We start from the raw sequence: 19,622 nt of genomic DNA on the forward strand, positions 1-19,622 counted from the left end.
GCCCCCAATCCTTACCCCTCCCAAGGTCCCTTGGTCAGGCACACCTGCGCTTAGTCATACACACCTGCGCTAGTCGAGGGAAGCACCGATCCACACAGGCTCGGGAGTCAGTACCACCCCGAACGCATCGCGCACACCATTGCGCACCGCACGGGCTAGCTCGATAATGTCTTCGCTGGTGGCTTGACCGCGATTAGTCAGCGCCAAAGTGTGTTTGCTAGATAACGCAGCGGCACTGTTACCCTCGACGTGCCAACCTTTGTTAAACCCGGCTCGCTCGATGAGCCACGCGGCAGAAAATTTGAAGCGCTCTGCACTATCATCCGCTTGTCTATCCTCTGCTGCGCCGCTGCGCCCTGCGGAATAAATGGGCATGGAGTCCGCTACGGCATCGCCACATGTCTGGCGAACCGCTGCGATTACCGCATCACGGGCGTCCGTTCCTTGCACAATCGGGTTGGTAAAGAAGGAGCCCGCCGACCATGTGTCATGATCCTCGGGATCCAATACCATTCCCTTAGCCGTGCGCAGTGCTAACACAGCCTCGCGCACCTCGGCGATCGGGCGTCGCGCCGCGCTGTTTCCCGCCGTGGCATCAGCTTCATCCACCCCAAGTGCGCGTGCCAATTCACCAAAGCGCACAGGCCTGCTCATCCCATCTGTACCGAGCTGGAATTCCACAGCCGTCACTACGGCACGCTGAGAATGTTTCAGATTCGAATGCCGGTAGCTCAGTTCCAGTTCATCTGGGCTCACCCAATGCAGGAATGGATCCGGCCGCACCGCCTCGAGTTTCTTTTCCTCGGACGTCAATTCATGCGCCTTACCGGCCTGATATTCACCAGCAGCCCCGCGATCATAGAGCTGCACTCGGGATAGCACCTGCGAAATCTCTGCCCCATAGGCGCCCACGTTTTGAACCGGGGTTGCCCCAACGGATCCCGGGATACCGGACAAGCATTCCAGACCAGACAAGCCGGCGGCGACGGTCTTCGCCACTAAGCGGTCGAAGTTCACTCCTGCATACGCGCGCACGATACCGGATTGTTCATCTATGGCGATATCACCCGTAGAATCATTATCCGCGGAATGCACACCCACAGCACCGACGTCAGCAGCCGCGATGAGATCCTTTTGGGAGGCATCCGTAGCCCAGACGGCAACCAGATTATTGACATCATCTCCATCACCAATGACCAGGTTCGATCCTCCGCCAAGCACCACGAGGGGCTGCTGGGCGGCGTCGAAGAGAGATACAACGGCAGCCAGCGAGGTAGGGCGAGAGCAGGCCACCACAGCAGCAGGTTGTCCACCGATGCGTAAAGTGGTCAGATCAGCGAAGGTGCGGCGAACCACCCGTGCCCCAGGAATGAAGCCGGGCCGGCGGATCAAATTCAGCAACGCAGACAAACTTTGAGTGTTACTTCCCGATACGTTCACGCTACTAACGGTAGTCTGTTCACATGACTACTCACAGCGAGAACACTGCAACAATTAACTTCCCAATCGAAAAGGTTTACGAAACCCTATCCAACAAGGCTTATTGGGAGTACGAGGCAGCAGAGATCAACGACGAACCCGGCGAAGTCAACGAGTTCGCTGCCGACCCAATTAAGGCCGTTCTTTACGAACTGCTGCCTAAGGCCGCCTTGCCAGAAGCAGTGCGTGGCATGGTGTCCCAGGACCTGAAGCTCAAGCGCGTCGTTGAGTTCGGCCCACTGGCTGGCGATGTATCCACCGGAACTGTTTCTGCAGAAGTGAAGGGCGCTCCGGTGCGCTTCAACGCTGACGCCAAGCTCACTGGCAACGGTGATACCACCGAACTTTTCGCTGATATCTCTGTTGAGGTTGCCATTCCGATGATGGGTGCGGTGCTGGAACCTAAAGTCGCTGAGTGGGTTGATGACTTCCTCAACCGCGAGGCCACCCTGATCGAGAAGTTCATCTCCGACAACCAGTAATTGGCTGATCACGCGCATAACCTGCGGGCTCGTTCGTGGACCACGGACGGGCCCGTTGGTGTACCCACTCGGGGAACCACGGGTCACAACCGCCTGCGTAAATCAGATCGGTGGTTGGTCGCCCAGCATCGCGTGCAGACGCACATGCGCGATGTGCAACTTTCCGGACGCAGACCCGTGGCTATCGACGTGGGCTACGGAGCCTCCCACACTACTACTGTGGAGTGGGCACGTTTCTTGCGTGTTCTCGCCCCGGATGTGGAGGTCACCGGCCTGGAAATCGAGCCGTCCCGTGTGTTGCCTCCGCGTGATGGTGTGAACTTCGCCCTAGGAGGCTTCGAGCTGGCTGGCATGCGAGCCGATGTGGTGCGGGCGTTCAATGTGCTGCGTCAATACGATGTGGATCAGGTTCGCGACGCATGGGAGAGAATGCAAACGGGGCTTCACGATGGCGGCGTGATCATTGAAGGCACGTGTTGCGAGGTAGGCCGCCGCGCCGCATGGGTGCTCCTAGACAAACACGGCCCCCAGACTCTCACGATGTCCTGGCATCCCGGCGATGTAGAAAAACCCAGTGACATCGCAGAGCGCCTACCCAAAGCGTTGATACACCACAACAGTCCTGGACATGCGGTGTATGACGTGCTGCAGGAAATGGATGCGGCGTGGAACCAGGCAGCTCCCCTGGCTGTGTTCGGTCCCCGGGTACGGTGGAGGGAAGCGCTCAATCATTTTCATCAGGCGACGCAACTGCCGCGGCTCACCCCGAGACGCAGATTATCGGACAACACTCTCACCGTGCCGTGGAGTGCGGTATCGGACGATCACTAGAAATTCTGCGCAAGGTAGTGAACACTGGAGTGGGTGAGTAACCCGCAGTACAACGAAACCTCCGAATACAACTTTCCCTCTCACGGTTCTGGGGCGCATTCCGCAAGTTCCGGAGCTCAGGACTGGGGACATGTAAGCACAGCGCAGAAAAAACGGCGCGGCAAAGCACTGCCGCTTTTCCTCATCATCGTACTCGTCCTTGTGGTGTTTCTCGGCTGTGCTGAATTCGGTGCCCGTCTCTACGCGAAAAACCAGCTCATCGAGGGCATCAGGCAGTCCGCTTCCGAATCCGGCTATGAACTGACGCAGGATCCCTCGGTACACTTCGGCGCCTCCCCACTTCTGCTTGCCCTGCTCACTAAAAAGGTGGGTAGTGTGGATATCGATATCCCATCTTCGCTAAGTGTGTCCTATGACGATGGCAACGTCTCCCTTCCTCACGTGAAGGGTGCTCCAGAAATGGATATTGAGGCTCGGAGCATTGCCTTGGGAGAGCAGCAACAGGATACGTCTTTCGGTGAGCTCACCCTGCACACGTCCATCCCCAGTGAACTCATGTTGGCTGAAATTGTCGAGGAGCAGCAGAAGCACACTGGTGGCAACGGTGTAGAGGACTTTTTGACGAGTCAGATCAAGGTCACCGGCATCACGCCCAATGAGGGAAACCAGGAGCTAGAGTTCGATATCAATAACGGCCTAGCCAAACTGCACATGCAACCCGTAGTCAACGATGGGCAGATCTCCTTCGATGTGAAGTCCGCCCAAGTTTTGGGGATCCTCAACCTTCCGGACAGCGCTGTACAGGGCATTCAGGAAATGCTCAACCGCCAGCAAGCGGCGCGGCTGAACGGGAACCTGAGATTCGAGGATGTCCGAGTCACCGACAAAGGCTTGGATGTTCGCCTCCACGGCACTGACGTGAACGTGCAGGAGCTCAGCTCCGATCTGAACAAAACCACCGGTTCTGTAGCCTCTTAGGGTTCCTCTCGCAGTATCTCAGGCACTTTTCACCCACAACAACCGCCCCGAGACAGCTTCCGTGCCACGCACGCTGGCGACATCTCAGACAGTTCCCCCCCCACACACAACAGTCCCCTCGCTTTAGGTCAAGATCGCCCGTGCCGAACTCACGCCCAGGCGTGTAGCCCCAGCCTCAATCATGGCCACGGCCGTATCCCAGTCGCGGATTCCACCGGAAGCCTTGACCCCCATCAAGCCAGCGGCTCGGCGGACATCCTCGCTCATTCCGAACGGGGCGAGTTTCCCGGCCTTCTCTAGCTCATCGGCCATGATCGCCACGGCTTGCACGGTTGCCCCACCTGCAGGGTGGAAGCCGGTTGAGGTTTTCACATAATCCGCACCTATCGTGATGCAGGCGCGCACGGCTGCACGCAATTGGTCCTCGCCCAATACTGCGGTTTCCAGAATCACCTTAAGCACCACCGGGGGTTGTACGGCCTCGCGCACCGTCATCAGCTCGCTCACCAGAGCATTCTCATCACCCGCAGCTGCAGCGGCGATGTCCACAACCACATCAACTTCAACCGCACCGTTCTCCACAGCAAATCGAGCCTCCGTAGCTTTGATCAGTGAGGCATGCTTTCCCGACGGGAAGCCCGCTACAGTGGCGATGGCTGGGTCATCGTGGCGTGTGGCGTCGGATATGGGCAGCATGGAAGGGGAGACGCAGATTGCGCCGCATCCCAACTCGCGCGCTTCGGCCAAGAGAGCTAAAACATCCTCGCGGGTAGCTTCTGGTTTGAGGATGGTGGAATCAATCACTGCGGCAACCTGTTGTTTGGTAAGCTCCACGGTCGATCACCAACTTCCAGAGGCGTTGCCCAGCACGTCGTTAATGGATGGGCGCACATCCTGCCAGTAGACCCCCACGATGACAGCGGCAATAACCCAGAGCATTGTGAGGCCGGGCAGGAAGCTCAGCCCTGCAGCCACAGCAGCGCCTATGCACAGCAGCAGCCATTGTTGCTTCTGGCGATCAATCACCATAAACGCATCATCGCGTGTGGTAGCCACGGTGATTGCACCGAACACAGCCAAGCCCAGAACCGTGATACTCAGCACGAGGTTGATTGCGATGTAGATGGTTCCGATCACCACGAAAACTTGTTCCATGGCACTTATGCTACAGCGAAGACTAATTCCGTCAGCGTATAGATAGCTAACCCGGCGAGTGCTCCTACTATCGTGCCGTTCACTCGAATGAACTGCAGGTCTTTACCCACGAGCAGCTCAATCCGGTCGGAAGCTTCTTGCGCGTCCCAGCGCTCCACTGTTTCACCGATAATGCTCGTAACTTCCCCCGCATAGTTGTCTGCGAGGTAGCTCGCGGCGTTAACCACGCGATGTTCCAGCTGATCGCGTAACTCCGGCTCGTTTTGCACGCGCGTGCCGAACTCGCGCACCCAGTTGGTAATCCGCCGGCGTAGAAGAGAGTCCTCATCTCGCGCCATGGTGGTCAGAGTTGATCGCGCGGATTCCCACAGGGCGCCGGGGATAGCCCGAATGGGTGTGGAGGTCATGATGTCCTCCTTGAATTGTTCTACGCGTTCAATCATCTGCGGATCATGTTGAAGATCCTGTGATAGCTGCCGGAGGAATTTCCGCAACTCTATGCGCGCCTCATGGTGCGGGTTGTGACGCACATCGGCGGTGAATTCAATCAACTCCCGGTACACTTTGGCGCCGACTAGCTCCCGGATGAAACGCGGTGCCCACGTGGGAGTGCGTTCGTCAATAAGGCGAGTCACGAACTCTTCGGAGGTTTGTGCTTTATCGTCCATCCACACTACGACGGCATCGATCGCGGGCTCTGTGCGACCCTCCTCAATCAGCTGCTCCAGCCCTCGTCCGAGTGGCGGTGCCCATGTTGGTTCCTGCAGCTTGTCGATAACTAACGCGGAGAGAACCTGCTCAGCTTCTTCCTTGTTGATGCCATTGACCACGATGTCGATGAGGCGACCTGCCTCTTTGGATACGCGTTCCGCGCCCCCGTCTGCCACAACCCAGTCAGCTGCGCGCTGTGGAATATTCGCTTTGCGCAGCTTGTCGGCAATGAGCGTGGCATTGAGGAAGTTCTCACCCACGAATTCGCTGAGCGCATGCCCCACCTGGTCCTTTTTGCGCTTAATAATGGCCGTGTGGGGAATCGGAATATGCAGGGGGTGGCGGAATAGTGCAGTCACAGCGAACCAGTCCGCCAGCGCACCGACCATGCCGGCTTCCGCGGCTGCCCGCACATAACCAATCCATGCCCCGCTGTTGCCCTGGTATTCCAACCAACGCATGCTGATATAAATGAGCACCGCGATGACCAGTAAGCCAGTCGCGATGGCTTTGTGCTTACGCAAATCCGCCCTGCGCTGGGATTCCGTTTCCGGGTCTGGTCCGGGCACTGCAACTAGTGGTTCTTGTGTCACGTTCGTCATTATTCCACTACGGCGGGACATCCCCTCAATTAAAATCACGTGAGAACTGTCTCTCGGGTGTCTCTATCAGTAACTATTTCCATAACTTCTATACGTGGGTCTATTCTGGGTTTCCATGAGAGTTGAGCGCCGTTGTCTCCTGTGGCTTCTTGGCGCTCTTGTCGTGTTATGCGGGAGCCTATTCGCGGGTGTGTCTATCGGATCGGTCTCTGTGAGTGTCTCGGATCCTATCGTCCACAATCTACGTATCCCTCGGGTGTTGCTGGGCTGCGCTTCGGGCGCGGGGCTAGCTGTTGCTGGTGTGATTCTGCAGGCCATTGTCCGCAATGTGCTCGCGGATCCTTATATTGTCGGCGTACATTCTGGTGCGAGCTGTGGCACCGCCGCCGCTATTCTCTTCGGGGTTGGTAGTGGTGTGGGGCTTCAGGCTATGGCTTTCCTTGGCGCTGTAGGCGCCACTGTCCTCGTTTTTCTTCTCGCCCGGTCTGGGGGACAACTCACCGCTGTTCGCCTGCTTCTGTCCGGTGTGGCCATCGGCTATGCTCTGTCAGCTCTGACCAGCTTCATGATTTTCGCGAGCGATTCCCCCGAGGCCTCTCGCTCTGTCATGTTTTGGTTGCTCGGTTCTCTTTCGTTGGCCAGCTGGGGTTCTCAGCTCGCTGCGGTTTTCGTCGTTTTCGGTGTTGTGTCGTGTGTAGTGATGCTCTTGGCTCCTCATATCGATGCTCTGTGTCTCGGGGATACTACTGCTTTGTCTCTCGGCGTCCATCCCCAACGTCTGCGGGCTGTCCTTCTGTTAGCGACGTGTTTGCTCATCGGTTCGGTGGTGTCGCTGTCCGGCGCCATCGGCTTCGTCGGCCTTGTCGTTCCCCATCTTGCCCGGCGCGTGGTGGGTGCTTCTCATCGCGTCGTCATTCCTATGGCGGCGTTGCTGGGAGCCATCCTTGTCATCTGGGCTGATATAGGCGCACGCACCATATTGTCTCCTCAGGAACTTCCTATCGGAATCATCACTGCCCTGGTCGGCACTCCGCTTCTTCTTGTTCTTATTCGACGCCACCCCGCCCCTACTGAAAGCTAGTCACCGATGAAAAAGCTTGCCATCACCGCAGTTGTACTCAGTGTTTCTCTCATCCTCACAGGATGCGGAAGTGATGACGTGAACCAAGCCGCCAACCCCGCGCCTGGTGCAACGGTCAGCAATTGTGGGGCGGAGGTTACTACACCCGCTGATCCACACCGGGTGATGACTCTCGGCCCCGAGTCCATCACGACCCTCGCGCATCTTGGAATGTTGGATCGTGTCACTGCGCGTGCAGGGCAATACCCACCTCAGTACTTCGATGAGGCGACACGTTCTGCGTTGGACACGGTGCCCTCTTTGACCGACCGCCTTGATGCCGGTGGACATTTGCAGATCAGCGTGGAACAGGTGGCAGCACAGAAACCGGACTTGGTGCTGGGTGCTACCGAGACTGTCTCTCGGCAAGCTCTTGAGCCGTTGGGGATTCCGCAACTTGATGAGCCTGCATTCTGTGGGGCGTTATCGCGACCTGCCACGTGGGAGGATGCCTGGGATCAGGTGATGTTGTATGCGACGGTGTTCTCTCAACAGGCGAAGGGGCAGGCTTTTGTGTCGCAGTTAAAAGAAAGGTTGACGGAGCTCGAAAGAGAGGGTGCAAAGAATTCCGCGGGGGCATCTCGGCCATCGGTTCTTGTCACGTATCCCTCGGTGGGTGGCGGTCCCGTGTATGCCTACGGTAGCCACTCCATGAGTAATCCCGTGGTGGAATCCGCCGGTCTTCGTAACGTGTTTGGTGATGAACCTCAACGTGTCTTTGAGGTAAGTCCCGAACAGGTTGCCGATAAGAATCCCGATATCATCATTGCCCTGTACTCCGCTGGAGATCCTCAAGATGCTCGACAAGCCATGATGGACTACAGCGGCGCGAAAGGCACCACTGCCGTAAGGCGAGGGCGCGTGCTGCCTCTTCTACTCAATTTCGCTGAACCACCCACTCCCCTGGCTGTTGATGGTGTGGAACAGATCCGAGATTTCGTCAAGGAGACGCGTTGACGAACTCTTCTCCCGCTCCCTCTCATGTGCCTTACGCCCTTGAAGCACGAAACATCACGGTACGTTTCTCTCAGGCACGCTTACCAACGTTGCAAAATGTGTCTCTCACGATCCCGTCTGGCCAGCAGCGCACGGTCATCGGAGTGGTAGGGCCCAATGGATCGGGCAAGACCACGTTGCTGAAAGCGCTACTCGGAGCCCTTCCGTTGGAGGTGGGAGAGGTCTTTCTCCACGGCAAAGTGGCGTCGAAGATGAGCCGGAAGGCTGTGGCCAGGAAGGTATCTCTAGTGGCTCAGGATCCCGATCCGGCAATTCCACTGCGCGTGGAAGAGTTGGTCATGCTCGGGCGTATGCCGCATGCGGGTATAGGTGGGCCAGGTGCTGCGCGGGATCGCCAGGTTGTACAGGAAGCATTGGCGTGTGTCGGAGCCGAGAGACTGGCTGGGCGTTTTCTGTCTACTCTTTCTGGGGGCGAGCGCCAGAGGGTATTGATTGCCCGTGCCTTAGCTCAACACACTGACGTGGTTCTGTTGGATGAGCCGACGAATCATTTGGATATCCGCTATCAGCACGATGTGTTACAGCTGCTGCGGGTTTTACCTGTCTCTGCGCTGGTAGTGCTGCATGATTTGAACCTTGCAGCACAGTATTGCGACGTCATCCATGTCATGAACAAGGGGCGCATTGTGGCTAGTGGTTCCCCGAGGGAGGTTTTAACGCCAGAGATCCTCGAACCGGTGTATGGGGTCACCGTGGAGACGATTGATGTGCGGGGGCGCCTGCATCTACTTTTCGGTCGCTGAGCCCCAACGTTTTTCAATCTCTGCCATACCGTTTTCGGAAAGATCGCCCCACACTCTCAGACGGGAAATACCGCCATCGGGGTAGACATCGGCACGAACGGATACCACGGGTTCTTCGGAGTCAACCAGGAAACGGTGGCGCGTATCCGGTAGGGCACGGGTTTTGCCCACTAATTCGATTTCTTCGCCGGCTTCGGTGATACCGGTGAGCTGCACATCGCCTGGAGAGTTGAATACGAAGTACGAGGTGTCGATCTCCACGTGGCGAATGACGCCTTCGGCTGCAAGCTTGACGGTGACCTGGTCATTTCCCTCGGTGCGGCGGCGGGCGTTTTCCCAACCGCCACCCATGTTCATCGCTCGGCCGAGTCCCAGAATCTGATTGGGGCTGGAGTAGAACATGTTAGAACAGGAGGTGACGTGGGCACCGTTTTCTGTTGCTGCAAGGTCCACGGTACCTCCCAAGAAACGTGGGTCTGGAGCAGGTACTCCGTGGATCCGCAGGCGCGCAATACCTCCATCGGGGATCATGTCCAGCTTAATGTGGGTGAAGCGCTGCGTTCCTTGGGCAGAGTCTGCGGCGATTTCAAATGGGTGGCGTGTGTGGCCTTGAGCTGGGGTGACGGGTACTAGTTGTGTCCATTCACTGTCCGGAAGCGCGGCAATCTGCTCTGCTGGCAGGTATTCATCGCATGTCAACCCCCACACGGCGATGTGGGTGGGGTAGTTGCCTTTGAACCAGGCGGTGTCTACGACGATGCCTCGTACCAGGCCGGGGACACCGAGGCGCACGATGGCGCTGTCATGCCCACCGATGTCATCGTGGCGGCGTCGCCGAGTTTCCCAGCCGTCGTACACTTTGCCTTTATTGCCAAACTCGTTCGGATCGAAAGCTGGCTCATGCGGCATGATGAGGTTTTCGCGTTCGGCGAAAGACTCGTCTGAAGCCCAAATAACGGAGCCTGCCAGCGCACGGTTAGCAAGATCAGGGTAGGTCTCAAATGCAAACTGCTCTGCCGGACGGTCGATCATGTTTTCTTTTTGTCCTCTCTTTTCTTCGTAGTTATGGCTGTTCAACTAGGCCGTCATAATTATGGCCGCTCAACCAAAGCACCACGCCTAATTGTGGTCACTCAACCAAGCTGTCGTAATTGTGGCCGCTCAACCAAAGCGCCACGTGGGCCGGGGAAGACCTCCTCGTCTTTACCGACGCCCCCCTCCCGGTCAAACACTAACTCTCCGTTGATGTACGTCTTGTGCACCACACCAGCCAGTGCACGCTGCGCATAGGCAGTGACCTTATTCTTTTGATGAAGTTTCTCTGGGAGAACAACGAAGGCGTCATCGGCGGAAACAGCGATGAAATCTGCAACTTTCCCCACGGCGATCTGACCACGGTCGGTCAAACCAGCCCACGCAGCGGGACTTGTCGACATCCAGTTGATGACATCCTTCAACGTCTTGCCGCGCAGACGGGCTTGAGACCATATGACAGGCAAGCCAAGTTCCACAGAGGCGATTCCACCCCATGCTTCACCGAAGGAGCCGCTGAAACCAAGGTCTTCGAATTTCTTCAGTTCGGCAGTGCATGGAGAATGATCAGAAACGATCATGCTGATCTGGCCGTCAACCAAACCCTTCCATAGTTGTTCCCGGTTAGCGGCGCCACGGATTGGTGGGCAGCATTTGTTCTGTGTTCCGCCATTGTGGATCTCTTCACTAAACAGTGCGAGGTAATGAGGGCATGTCTCCACCGTCAATTTCACGCCACGGGCTTGGGCTTCGCGAATCTGGGGCAACGATCCTGAGTCGGAAAGGTGGAGGATATGTGCACGGCAACCAGTCTTCTCGGAGGCCTCAATGACTGTCTTAATGGCCGCAGCTTCTGCCGCTGGTGGTCGGGATGCCTCGAAGGTGGCGTATTCCTGTGTGATGCCACCAGCAGCCTCTTGGGCTTTCTCCCCTTCTTCGATGAGTTGTGCATCCTCAGCGTGCACAATAATTTGACCATCGAAGGCGGCGATCTCCTCCATCGCCTCAACCAACTGCTCTGGTGTCAGCGGTGGGAACTCGTCAACTCCCGAGTGCAACAGGAAACACTTGAATCCGAATACTCGCCCGGTTTCCCAGAGTTTACGTAGCTCACCAGTTCCGAGGTTCTGGGGTGTGACCCCAGCCCAGAACCCAACATTGACCTTCACCTTCTCCCGGGCCACGTCCTGCTTGGTGCGCAGCGCATCCATGGTGATGGTGGATGGGATGGAATTCAACGGCATGTCGATGAGGGTGGTGACTCCGCCGGCAGCGGCAGCTCGAGTAGCGGAGGCAAATCCTTCCCATTCAGTGCGTCCAGGTTCATTGACGTGTACGTGGGTATCCACCAGTCCGGGCAAAAGAATCTGATCAGCGGGGATTTCCACAGTCTCGGCGACAGGATGGGTCGGGGTGGCGTCGAGAGAAGGAAGAATCTCAACCACTGTGCCGTCGGAGACGACAACGGAAGCCGGACCTTCCACAACCTCGCCATCGATGGCGACAATAGCGTGGTGTGCACGGAAAACAGTCGAGGTCATAACAAGAAAATCCTTCTACTTCTGGGACAGACGACCAGTGAGCTGGAGTGCTTCCAACAAGGGCAAACTCAGATTGTATGCGGCAAGCTCTTCTTCCGTGATAGCACCCGCCTGGAAAGCTCGCCGTAGATAACTGCTCATGGCTTTTGCGGTGGCTGGTTCATCCATCCAGCGCGACTCATCTCCTGCTACGTAGTCTCGCAGACGTTCAGCGCTGTGCTTCCACTGGTCACGGAAATACGCAATAGTGGTCAGGTGCCGGGTGACTAGCTGGGCTGGGTGAAGATCCCATCCCTGGCGGATACCCCGGGCGAGGTGACGGTTCACGAGGCGAGTATGGAGCTGCCACGCAGTCATGACGGACTCCGTATCTCCCACTGGGATGCGGTTTGTTGATCCATCAGACAATTCCACCCCTACAGATGTGGTGGCGACTTGCAACATGTCTTTTGCATAATCGGCCACGGGGTGTTCCATGGATTGGTACGCAGCATCCACCCCCAAGGAAGCTGAATAGTCGTAGGTTCCGTAGTGCAGCGACAGGCACCGGCCCTGGGCTGCCGTGATGATCTTTACTGGCTCGGCATCACCATTAGCTCCCAGAATTGCTTGCGGAGCTTCAACCTGCACTTCAAACGGTATCGGACGGGTGAGTCCCCATTGTTGTTCCAGGCTCTGCAGAATTCGAACGAGCGCGGTCACCTGGTGGTGACTTTGCACTTTGGGGAATGTCAGGCGTAAAGCGCGTTCGTCCAGCTTTTCCAAAGTCCCCGTCGCATGTAAATGCTTCAGCACAATAAATAGAGTGCGCACACCCCGCTGTCGTGTGAGCGGGTCGAAGGACTTAAAACGGATACCTGCGAAGGAGGGGGCGTGTGGATCTTTGTCTTCTACCCATGCAGCCAGGGCTTCGGCAGCTCGTTGAGCATAGTGATCTTCGTCTGCATCGCGGTCGCCCTCGGAGACGGCTCGTTGCGTGAACCCGTCTTCCAGGTCAATGCGTATGTCTTCAATCGGTTGGGTTTGAAGCTTATGGGCGGCCAGGGGGGCGGTTGCAGGGGGTAGCTCTACTCTGGCGGCCACCTCCACCAGGCCTGCTTCCAGATTCTGTTCACCGGTGGCTTCCTGTATTGCCATGGCCGCCTGCTGACGTGCGTACTCCGTGTATTCGGAGAGGGTCTCGGCCGCAGTGAAGAACTTGTCCGCCGGCATGTATAGCGTGTGTACCGGCTGCCGCCAGGTGATGGGGGTTGCCCAGCGCCCGCGTACGTCTTTATCCACGTCATGCAGGGTGTTGTCTGCAATGGAGTACAGTTCCGCAAGGTCAGTCATGCGTCAGATTATCCGCTACAGAGGGTGAGAACGCATAATAGATGAGTCCGGCACCCTCCCCCTGTAACACGGATTTAACGTGAGTGACTCTCACCTTTGTGTTCAACAGATTAAAGTGCTGAAACGATAATTGTCTTTTTGCCTTATGTAAGGAAGGTTCACCGTGTCCGACGTGACCGCCACCCACTTCGGTGATCGCAGCACCGTTCCAGAATTCAACCGGCCAGAGCCGTTGCCAGCTGATCAGGCTGCAGCCAACCTGGAGGCTCTGGAGAAGCAGGCTCATCATGAAATGGAGTTGCTGGGTCACAACCATGACTGGGTTCCTTCACCGGGCGACGGCGTGTTGAACGTTCTCATCATCGGTGGTGGTCAGGCTGGTTTGGGTGCCGCTTTTGCGCTTCAGCGCCATCGCATCGACCGCGTCAAGGTGTTGGAGGCCGGCCCGGAGCAGTATGTGGGCTGTTGGGATCGCTATGCCCGCATGCATACTTTGCGCTCTCCTAAGAACATGAAGGGCATTGAACTGGATATCCCTTCTTTGCATACGCGTTCGTGGTTTGAGGCGAAGTACGGCAAGGAGGCGTGGGATGCCACGGAGCTGGTTCCGCGCCTGGACTGGCACGAGTACCTCGTGTGGTATCGCACGACCACTGGCGTGGATGTGGATTTCAATACGTGTGTGACTGGTGTGTTTCCCCCTGAGCAGGAGGATGGTGATTTCCGCGTTACTGCTGAGGTTGAGGGCGAGCAGGTGGAGTACCGTGCGCGTCGTGTGATCTTTGCTCTTGGGTTGGATGGCGGTGGCGGGCCGTTCTTGCCTGACATGGTGAAGGCTTTGCCGCGGGAGCTGCGCGCTCACACGGAGGATGCTATTGATTTTTCCTCTCTTGCCGGTAAACGTGTTGCGGTTCTGGGAGGTGGCGCGTCGGGGTTTGATAATGCTTCTGTGGCGCTTGAGGCTGGGGCAGCGGAGGTTTCTGTCCATGTCCGACGCCACGAAATCCCGACTCAGAATTCTCTGCGCTGGATGGAGTTTCCGGGTATGCAGGAGCATTTCTTCGATTTAAGTGACGAGCAGAAGTGGGAATTTTCTCTGTTCAATGGTGGTCTTCCTCAGCCACCGACGCAGGCCTCGGTGTGGCGTGCCTTCGGTTTCGATAATTTCAGGCTGGTGAAGGATTCTCGTTGGGCCGATGTGAAGGTCAATGATGCGGGCGAGATTGTCATCACGGATGATGTTGGCCGTACGACTGTCGCGGATTTTGTCATTTCCGCTACTGGTTACTCCGTTGATTTAGAGTTGCGTCCAGAGCTGAAGGAGTTTCTTCCGAACATTGCATTGTGGAAAGATATGTTCGAGCCTGCAAAGGATCACCCGTTGGGTAAATGCCCTTATTTGGGGGACGGTTTTCAATTCACTCCCGCGGAGGGGGCACCGCAGTTTATTTCTCGGTTATTCCACTTTTCCACGGGCGCTCGCGCCTCACACGCGTTAGCAGGAAACCAGCTCTCTGGCATTTACGCTGGGTTGACACGCATGTCTGGGCGCATTGCTAAAGACATCACCATAGAGAACTGGCCGGGGTTCTTTGAGGATTTTCAGGCCTTTGAGCACCTCGAGGTCTCTAACGTTGGCCGCCACACGGAGGGCGAGGGGTGGTACCCAGAGTCGCCACGCTACTAGCAGGAAACGTTGACCATTGGAAGGTGCTGATAGCCCAATGAGCAATATCTCCTGAGGAAGCTCCCACTCTTCAGAAAGAAAAGGAAACTTTTCAACGTTTAAGGATGCTCTATATTTCCACACGCGGATGGTTTTTTATGTCCTCTCGAAGAGCCTCTAACACCGGCGCGATGTATTCATCCTTCAATTTAAATCCTTCAGGAGTTTCAACCAGCACTCCCGGCTCGATTCTCCGTTGCCACCATAGTTCAAGCATAGCTTCGCTACAGGATATAGAGCCGCGTTCCCCTTCCAAAACAAACGAGGCGCGTACGAGCGACATGAATTGATACTCATTTCCATCCCATGGAATATGATCCCATATAGGCCCTTTGAAGGATTTAACAGTGCGGCACGGTTGTACGTGTTGAGCAGCCCAATACACTACGTCTAGCAATTGAGCCCACTTCTTGTTATAACCTGAGACAAAGAAACCTAGATCGACACATGCCAGCTGGTAGGCCGCCCGTCGCACGATTTGTTCGTAATCTGGAATTCCTGTTGCTTCGATTGATTCCTGAAGTTGTGGTGACAATGCGCCTTTCTGCGAGCGGATTTTGTGTTGTTTCTTGGTCTGCTCCCGTGATTCTTCGATGCTGAGGTCGTCGTCGGGATCATAGTCTGAATCAGGAGCTAGCATGCTGAGAAATTCGCTGAATGATCTTGCGATAAGAGTGAATTCTCCTGGTATGTCATTGTCGAGATATAGCACACTATGGCGAGGGAATTCCGGCAGATCATAATTGATCACAAAGCACTCATGCATTCCTGCTTCAGTATTACCAATGAGTAACACATCGGAGGGAATCTCCCATTCTTCAGTGAAATACTCACCGGCTTCTGCAAGATCGAAGTCTGTTTCACCCGTGGGATCGTTACCGAGGATGATTTCGACATTAGCTTCGAGTTCCTCTCCACTGGGCAAGAGAACTCCAAACAAATAGGTATTTTTGAGGCTTAAACATCCGCCGCCGGTTTTCATGATGAACTTTTTGTAATCAGCGGGAAGCTTGCGTCCGATTTTTTTCTCGATGGAACGGATACGCAAGATACCACAAGGTTTCCCTCGATCAGTGAACTCAATATCGCCAAATTTCATTATTCCATACCTGCTTTCTTACGTTAGCGTGTGCGCTCGACCCCAGCTAGCCCAACCACCTGAATGGCGAACAACGCTGTGAAGATCTCTTGGAATCAGTTGCATACGCCCTGTCTCTTCATGATGATGCCATACAAGGTTATGTTTTCTGCGGAATTTTGCATCAATTCCCATTTCTTCATCGGCTAATTTAACATCCTTGTAACGCGATCCTTGAGGTTTAATCTTGATATCTGGGACTTTTCCTTTGAAGATCTCGTACTCATCCGGACTAGCCACTTGATTATCAAATATAGGGTATCCTTTCTCGTTGAAATAAATATCTCCATACTTCTCACGGAAGCCCGGAGGCATTCTCGAAATATCGCCATTCCGCCACTTACCTCCAGCGTAGCGAGCGTTAATCGGATATCGATTTGTTCCCGGAACTTTAACAACACTAGGGGGTAGCGGACATTTTTTAGCGACTGTGAGCCATCTCAAATAATCGACGGTTATGGTTGGCGACCATACCGCCGACTCAGTCGTCACTCTACCCCACCAAATTGCACCATGAGAGACAGCACAGCCGGCCGGCATCAACGCATCATCTAGAATCGCACGAAAACGTGAATTTCGTACCGCTGATTTAATGTCGCTGATCTTGCTGATTAGCTTCTTAAACACCGGAATTGCTTTGCCCAGTTTTGCTATCTTGCCAAAAGGCAGCGCGCCTACTGCCGCCCACAGACAAGCGGAAACTTCACCTTTAAAACAATTGAGAACGTCTGTAACACCGATGAGGTCTAGCAACACGTCCAGGGCTTCCTGGCCGACGTGCTGTTTAATTGCGTCTAATAGGCTGGTTTTACTCGCTTTCAGTTCCCCCTCAGCCGCTGCGGCTCGGTACTGCTCTTGTTCAGCGAGTTGCTTTTCCCACGCAATATTGTAGGCTTCCTGCGCAGCCTGGCCGGCCAGATGTGCATCCTGTCCCGCTGCATCTGCTGACCTGCGTGCCTGAGCAGCCGAGCTTGCTGCTTGAGTTGCCGAGTCGTGAGCCTGAGCCGCATAACTGGCAGCATGATCCGCATTGCTGGCAGCAGCACGCGCATCCTTTTCAGCTTGGTTGGCTGCCGCATGAGCGCGCTCCTGCTGTTGCATCGCAAACTGCAATGATTCTCCTGCTTTGCGCACATGCTCTTGCGCTGTAGCAGCTGACTTTTGTGCTTTTCCTGCCCAACCAGCAGCTTCTTCGGCATAGCGTACGGCTGTTTGTGCGTCGCCGCGGGCAGCAAAGTATGACCGTTGCGCTTCTGCTGCGTTGCGTGAGGCGTCGTGCGCGGCTTGGTATCCTCTCTCGAGGAGACCGTCGATGTACTCATCATGGGTAGTGCGTTGCGCATCAGCCGCGGCACGGCGTTTAGCTTCGATAGCAATAAACTCGGCCAATCCCTCCCGATCACCTGCGACTGCAGCTTGAGCCGCAGCTTTGACTTCTGGCGTTCCTGTTCGCGTCAGCTCATAGGCCTGGCGTAGCTGGTCTTCGTAGAGCGCACGTTCATATCCTCCCCCGTTCACAAAACCGTCAAGAACGTCAAACGTATTAGTTCGCAGCGCTGCATCCGCAGCACGCTTCACCGCATCATCACCTTGACTGCGCAATTGCCACGTTCGGGCAAGCAGTCCCGGCTTACGTATTTCCGGTAACTCGGTGTTAAGGAAGTCTTGGATATTGTCACCACTGTCGTAGCTCGCTATATCCGCTGCCTCCTGAACTTGAGGGTTAGGATCGTTAAGAGCCAGAAATTCCACACGCGAGTGTGCATCAGTGAAAGTGGACTCTTCATACTCGTCTACAAAAGCCTGGAGGTCTTCATCTCTTCCGGAAGCCAGTGCTACCGCTGCGCTTCCGGCGATGGCAGGCGTACCCACCTGCACTGCACTAATAGCGAGTTCCCTGACCCTGCCTAAATCAATGGCATGTCCATCGCTATTTGCCACCAGTTCAGAGAGTTGGTGTAAATCATTTTCAAGCTTTGTGCGCTGATCTTTGTGTTCTGTAGACACAGCATCTTGAGCGTCTTGTATTGCACGGGCTTGGGTGGCTTGATCTCTAAGATAAGCAGCTTCCTGCGCGAGGCGTTGATCAGCAGCCTCGCGCGCTAGTTTGCTGATCTCATAAGCCAGATTTACTGCTTCAACTGCCTTATTGGCGGCAACCTGCGCATCCTGGGCATTAACTCCCGCCTTGTTCGCCGAAATAATGGCTTTATCTGCCTCAGCAGCAGCATCATCGGCAGCTTTCGCACTGTTACGGGCATGTGCGGCCGCTTGACTGGCTGCTTCACGTGCCTGTTGTACTAATGACGTGATTCGAACGACAAGCCCGTCGACTTCACGAGAAGCCGCCCGTGCCCGGTCTGCCGCAGCACGCGCACGGACGGCACCAGCCCTGGCATCAGCAGCGGCTGCATCACTATCACCAGCAGCCGAAGCCGCTTCACTAGCAGCTGCTGCAGCAGCATCAGCATTACGTGCGGCCGACGATGCTGCTGAACCTGCCGATTGCGCATAACCCCATGCAGCATCAGCGTGGATGAATGATTGCGCAGCTTTCTCCGCGGCAGCTGCAGCGTTACGCGCATTGACGGCTGCAATACGAGCTTGGCGTGCCTGAGAGGCATCCATTCCAGCTGCGGCAGCTCTTGATGATGCTTCTTGAGCAGCAATGCGCGCACGAGATGCAGCAGCAGCGGCTCGAGCCAGCGCATCAGCGGTGTACTGTAACGCACTACGCGCCTCTCCAGCAGCGGCTACTGCCCTATCGGCAGCTACCGCCGACTGATTGGCAAGTTTTCCTGCCTGAGCAGCAGCGCTCCCTGCACGAACTTGGGCATTATCAGCGGCTTGAGCTTCGGATTTCGCACGTTCGGTAGCCAAGCGCGCAGCATCGGTCGCTCTTGCGGCTTGATCCGCATTTTGGGCTGCCACGTTAGCCGCAGTTTGTGCCTTATCGGCTTCGGTCACAGCACTGTTGACCAGCTCATCGATACTCATTTTTTCGGCGTCTTGTGCCGCAGCAACAAATTGCCCATAGCGAAGATAAGAGTCAATCGCGGTATCCGTACCGGTCTGGATCGCCTCCTGCGCCCCACGAGCAACAGCTGGGGAAGTCGACCGCGTCAGCGCATAAACCTCACGACGGCGGTCATGAGCCTTAGCGATGTCGTACCCAGTCGTGGCGAAATCACTCAGTGCCTCGGGAGTGTTGGCCTGCAACGCCCGATCAGCGGCGGCTTTCACACTAGTGCCAGCGGGTGCTCGGGCAGCACGCCAAGCCGTAGCCCGATCATCGAGCTGTTGGGCGTGTGACCACCCCGCATCAATAAAGTCGGCTAACGCCTGTTCGTCACCGGACTCTAACGCTTTGTCGGCAGCAGCTTGTACCGCAGAACCGGCTGCTGCTGAAATGGTAACAACAATCTGACGAAGGTCTTGGATACGGGCTTGCTGCATCCCGCCGTTAGCGTATGCGTCGAGTTCGACCTCTCCTCCGCGTAAAACTGCTTCGGCAGCAGCACGGGAGGACATGAAGTTGGTGCCTAACATCTCGACTGCAAATTCACGTGCCCGTTGCTTGTCACGGATGTCACTCGTAGTACGTGTGTGTTCGGTAGCAGCAACTTGTTGAGCACCAGAGGCCTCGGTGCCTACAGCAACAACCAGGATGACGGTTATAAGTGACACGCACCAGACCCGCAGCCTACGAGCCAGACCAGGTCCCATGGAAAACGT

General features: G+C 56.0%; 16 protein-coding genes. 7 read left to right on the top strand and 9 right to left on the bottom strand.

The features are described from left to right. Positions 1-69: 69 nt before the first annotated feature. The gene (locus tag GP473_RS08330) at positions 70-1,401 is read right to left on the bottom strand and encodes a UDP-N-acetylmuramate dehydrogenase (RefSeq protein ID WP_246394765.1); all 1,332 of its coding nucleotides are present in this window, start codon (positions 1,399-1,401) and stop codon (positions 70-72) included. Between the two features lie 62 nt (positions 1,402-1,463). On the opposite strand from GP473_RS08330, the gene GP473_RS08335 reads away from it, so the two are divergent. Genes GP473_RS08335 through GP473_RS08345 form a run of 3 tightly spaced genes read left to right on the top strand, consistent with a single transcriptional unit; the run spans position 1,464 to position 3,770 of the window. Then, complete coding sequence (locus GP473_RS08335) at positions 1,464-1,961, top strand: DUF2505 domain-containing protein (protein ID WP_185770411.1); 498 nt, start codon at positions 1,464-1,466, stop codon at positions 1,959-1,961. Next, on the top strand, positions 1,962-2,792 hold the full coding sequence (locus GP473_RS08340) for a class I SAM-dependent methyltransferase (RefSeq protein WP_185770412.1): 831 nt from the start codon (positions 1,962-1,964) through the stop codon (positions 2,790-2,792). It abuts the gene before it with no gap. 33 nt (positions 2,793-2,825) lie between these two features. Then, positions 2,826-3,770 (top strand): LmeA family phospholipid-binding protein, encoded by a 945-nt coding sequence (locus GP473_RS08345; protein ID WP_186276844.1) that lies wholly within the window; start codon positions 2,826-2,828, stop codon positions 3,768-3,770. Between the two features lie 123 nt (positions 3,771-3,893). Here the strand turns inward: GP473_RS08345 and deoC are convergent, their stop codons facing one another. From deoC to GP473_RS08360, 3 genes are read right to left on the bottom strand one after another with little or no spacing between them, the layout of a single operon-like run. Continuing rightward, the gene (gene deoC, locus GP473_RS08350; RefSeq protein ID WP_186276845.1) at positions 3,894-4,604 is read right to left on the bottom strand and encodes a deoxyribose-phosphate aldolase; all 711 of its coding nucleotides are present in this window, start codon (positions 4,602-4,604) and stop codon (positions 3,894-3,896) included. Positions 4,605-4,610: 6 nt separating this feature from the next. Then, positions 4,611-4,925: a DUF2516 family protein gene (locus tag GP473_RS08355; RefSeq protein WP_185770415.1), complete on the bottom strand. Its 315-nt coding sequence runs from the start codon at positions 4,923-4,925 to the stop codon at positions 4,611-4,613. Between the two features lie 5 nt (positions 4,926-4,930). Next, on the bottom strand, positions 4,931-6,238 hold the full coding sequence (locus tag GP473_RS08360) for a DUF445 domain-containing protein (protein ID WP_186276846.1): 1,308 nt from the start codon (positions 6,236-6,238) through the stop codon (positions 4,931-4,933). Between the two features lie 115 nt (positions 6,239-6,353). On the opposite strand from GP473_RS08360, the gene GP473_RS08365 reads away from it, so the two are divergent. The 3 genes from GP473_RS08365 to GP473_RS08375 are packed head-to-tail and all read left to right on the top strand — an operon-like array spanning position 6,354 to position 9,118. Beyond that, entirely contained in the window at positions 6,354-7,319 is a 966-nt protein-coding gene (locus tag GP473_RS08365; RefSeq protein WP_186276847.1) for a FecCD family ABC transporter permease, read from the top strand. A gap of 6 nt (positions 7,320-7,325) precedes the next feature. Then, a complete protein-coding gene (locus tag GP473_RS08370; RefSeq protein ID WP_186276848.1) occupies positions 7,326-8,315 on the top strand; it encodes an ABC transporter substrate-binding protein in 990 nt (329 codons plus the stop codon). A 53-nt stretch (positions 8,316-8,368) separates the two neighbouring features. Continuing rightward, on the top strand, positions 8,369-9,118 hold the full coding sequence (locus GP473_RS08375; RefSeq protein ID WP_186277313.1) for an ABC transporter ATP-binding protein: 750 nt from the start codon (positions 8,369-8,371) through the stop codon (positions 9,116-9,118). Here the strand turns inward: GP473_RS08375 and alc are convergent. The 3 genes from alc to GP473_RS08390 all read right to left on the bottom strand — a co-directional run bounded on the left by alc (position 9,101) and on the right by GP473_RS08390 (position 13,023). Then, the gene (gene alc, locus GP473_RS08380; RefSeq protein WP_186276849.1) at positions 9,101-10,150 is read right to left on the bottom strand and encodes an allantoicase; all 1,050 of its coding nucleotides are present in this window, start codon (positions 10,148-10,150) and stop codon (positions 9,101-9,103) included. The genes GP473_RS08375 and alc overlap by 18 nt on opposite strands. Before the next feature lie 101 nt (positions 10,151-10,251). Beyond that, positions 10,252-11,691 carry an allantoinase AllB gene (allB, locus tag GP473_RS08385; protein WP_186276850.1) on the bottom strand — a complete coding sequence of 480 codons (1,440 nt, stop codon included), beginning with the start codon at positions 11,689-11,691 and terminating at the stop codon, positions 10,252-10,254. A 15-nt stretch (positions 11,692-11,706) separates the two neighbouring features. After that, positions 11,707-13,023, bottom strand: a complete 1,317-nt coding sequence (locus GP473_RS08390; RefSeq protein ID WP_186276851.1) for a DUF6986 family protein — start codon at positions 13,021-13,023, stop codon at positions 11,707-11,709. A gap of 163 nt (positions 13,024-13,186) precedes the next feature. Between GP473_RS08390 and GP473_RS08395 the strand changes: the two genes are divergently transcribed. Further along, positions 13,187-14,710 (top strand): NAD(P)-binding domain-containing protein, encoded by a 1,524-nt coding sequence (locus GP473_RS08395; protein WP_246394767.1) that lies wholly within the window; start codon positions 13,187-13,189, stop codon positions 14,708-14,710. Between the two features lie 109 nt (positions 14,711-14,819). On the opposite strand, the gene GP473_RS08400 is transcribed toward GP473_RS08395, so the two are convergent. Beyond that, a complete protein-coding gene (locus GP473_RS08400) occupies positions 14,820-15,848 on the bottom strand; it encodes an SMI1/KNR4 family protein (protein WP_185770421.1) in 1,029 nt (342 codons plus the stop codon). Positions 15,849-15,866: 18 nt separating this feature from the next. Then, on the bottom strand, positions 15,867-19,574 hold the full coding sequence (locus tag GP473_RS08405) for an HNH endonuclease (RefSeq protein WP_186276852.1): 3,708 nt from the start codon (positions 19,572-19,574) through the stop codon (positions 15,867-15,869). Positions 19,575-19,622: the final 48 nt, after the last annotated feature.

The organism is Corynebacterium anserum, from assembly GCF_014262665.1.
Taxonomy (GTDB): domain Bacteria; phylum Actinomycetota; class Actinomycetes; order Mycobacteriales; family Mycobacteriaceae; genus Corynebacterium; species Corynebacterium anserum.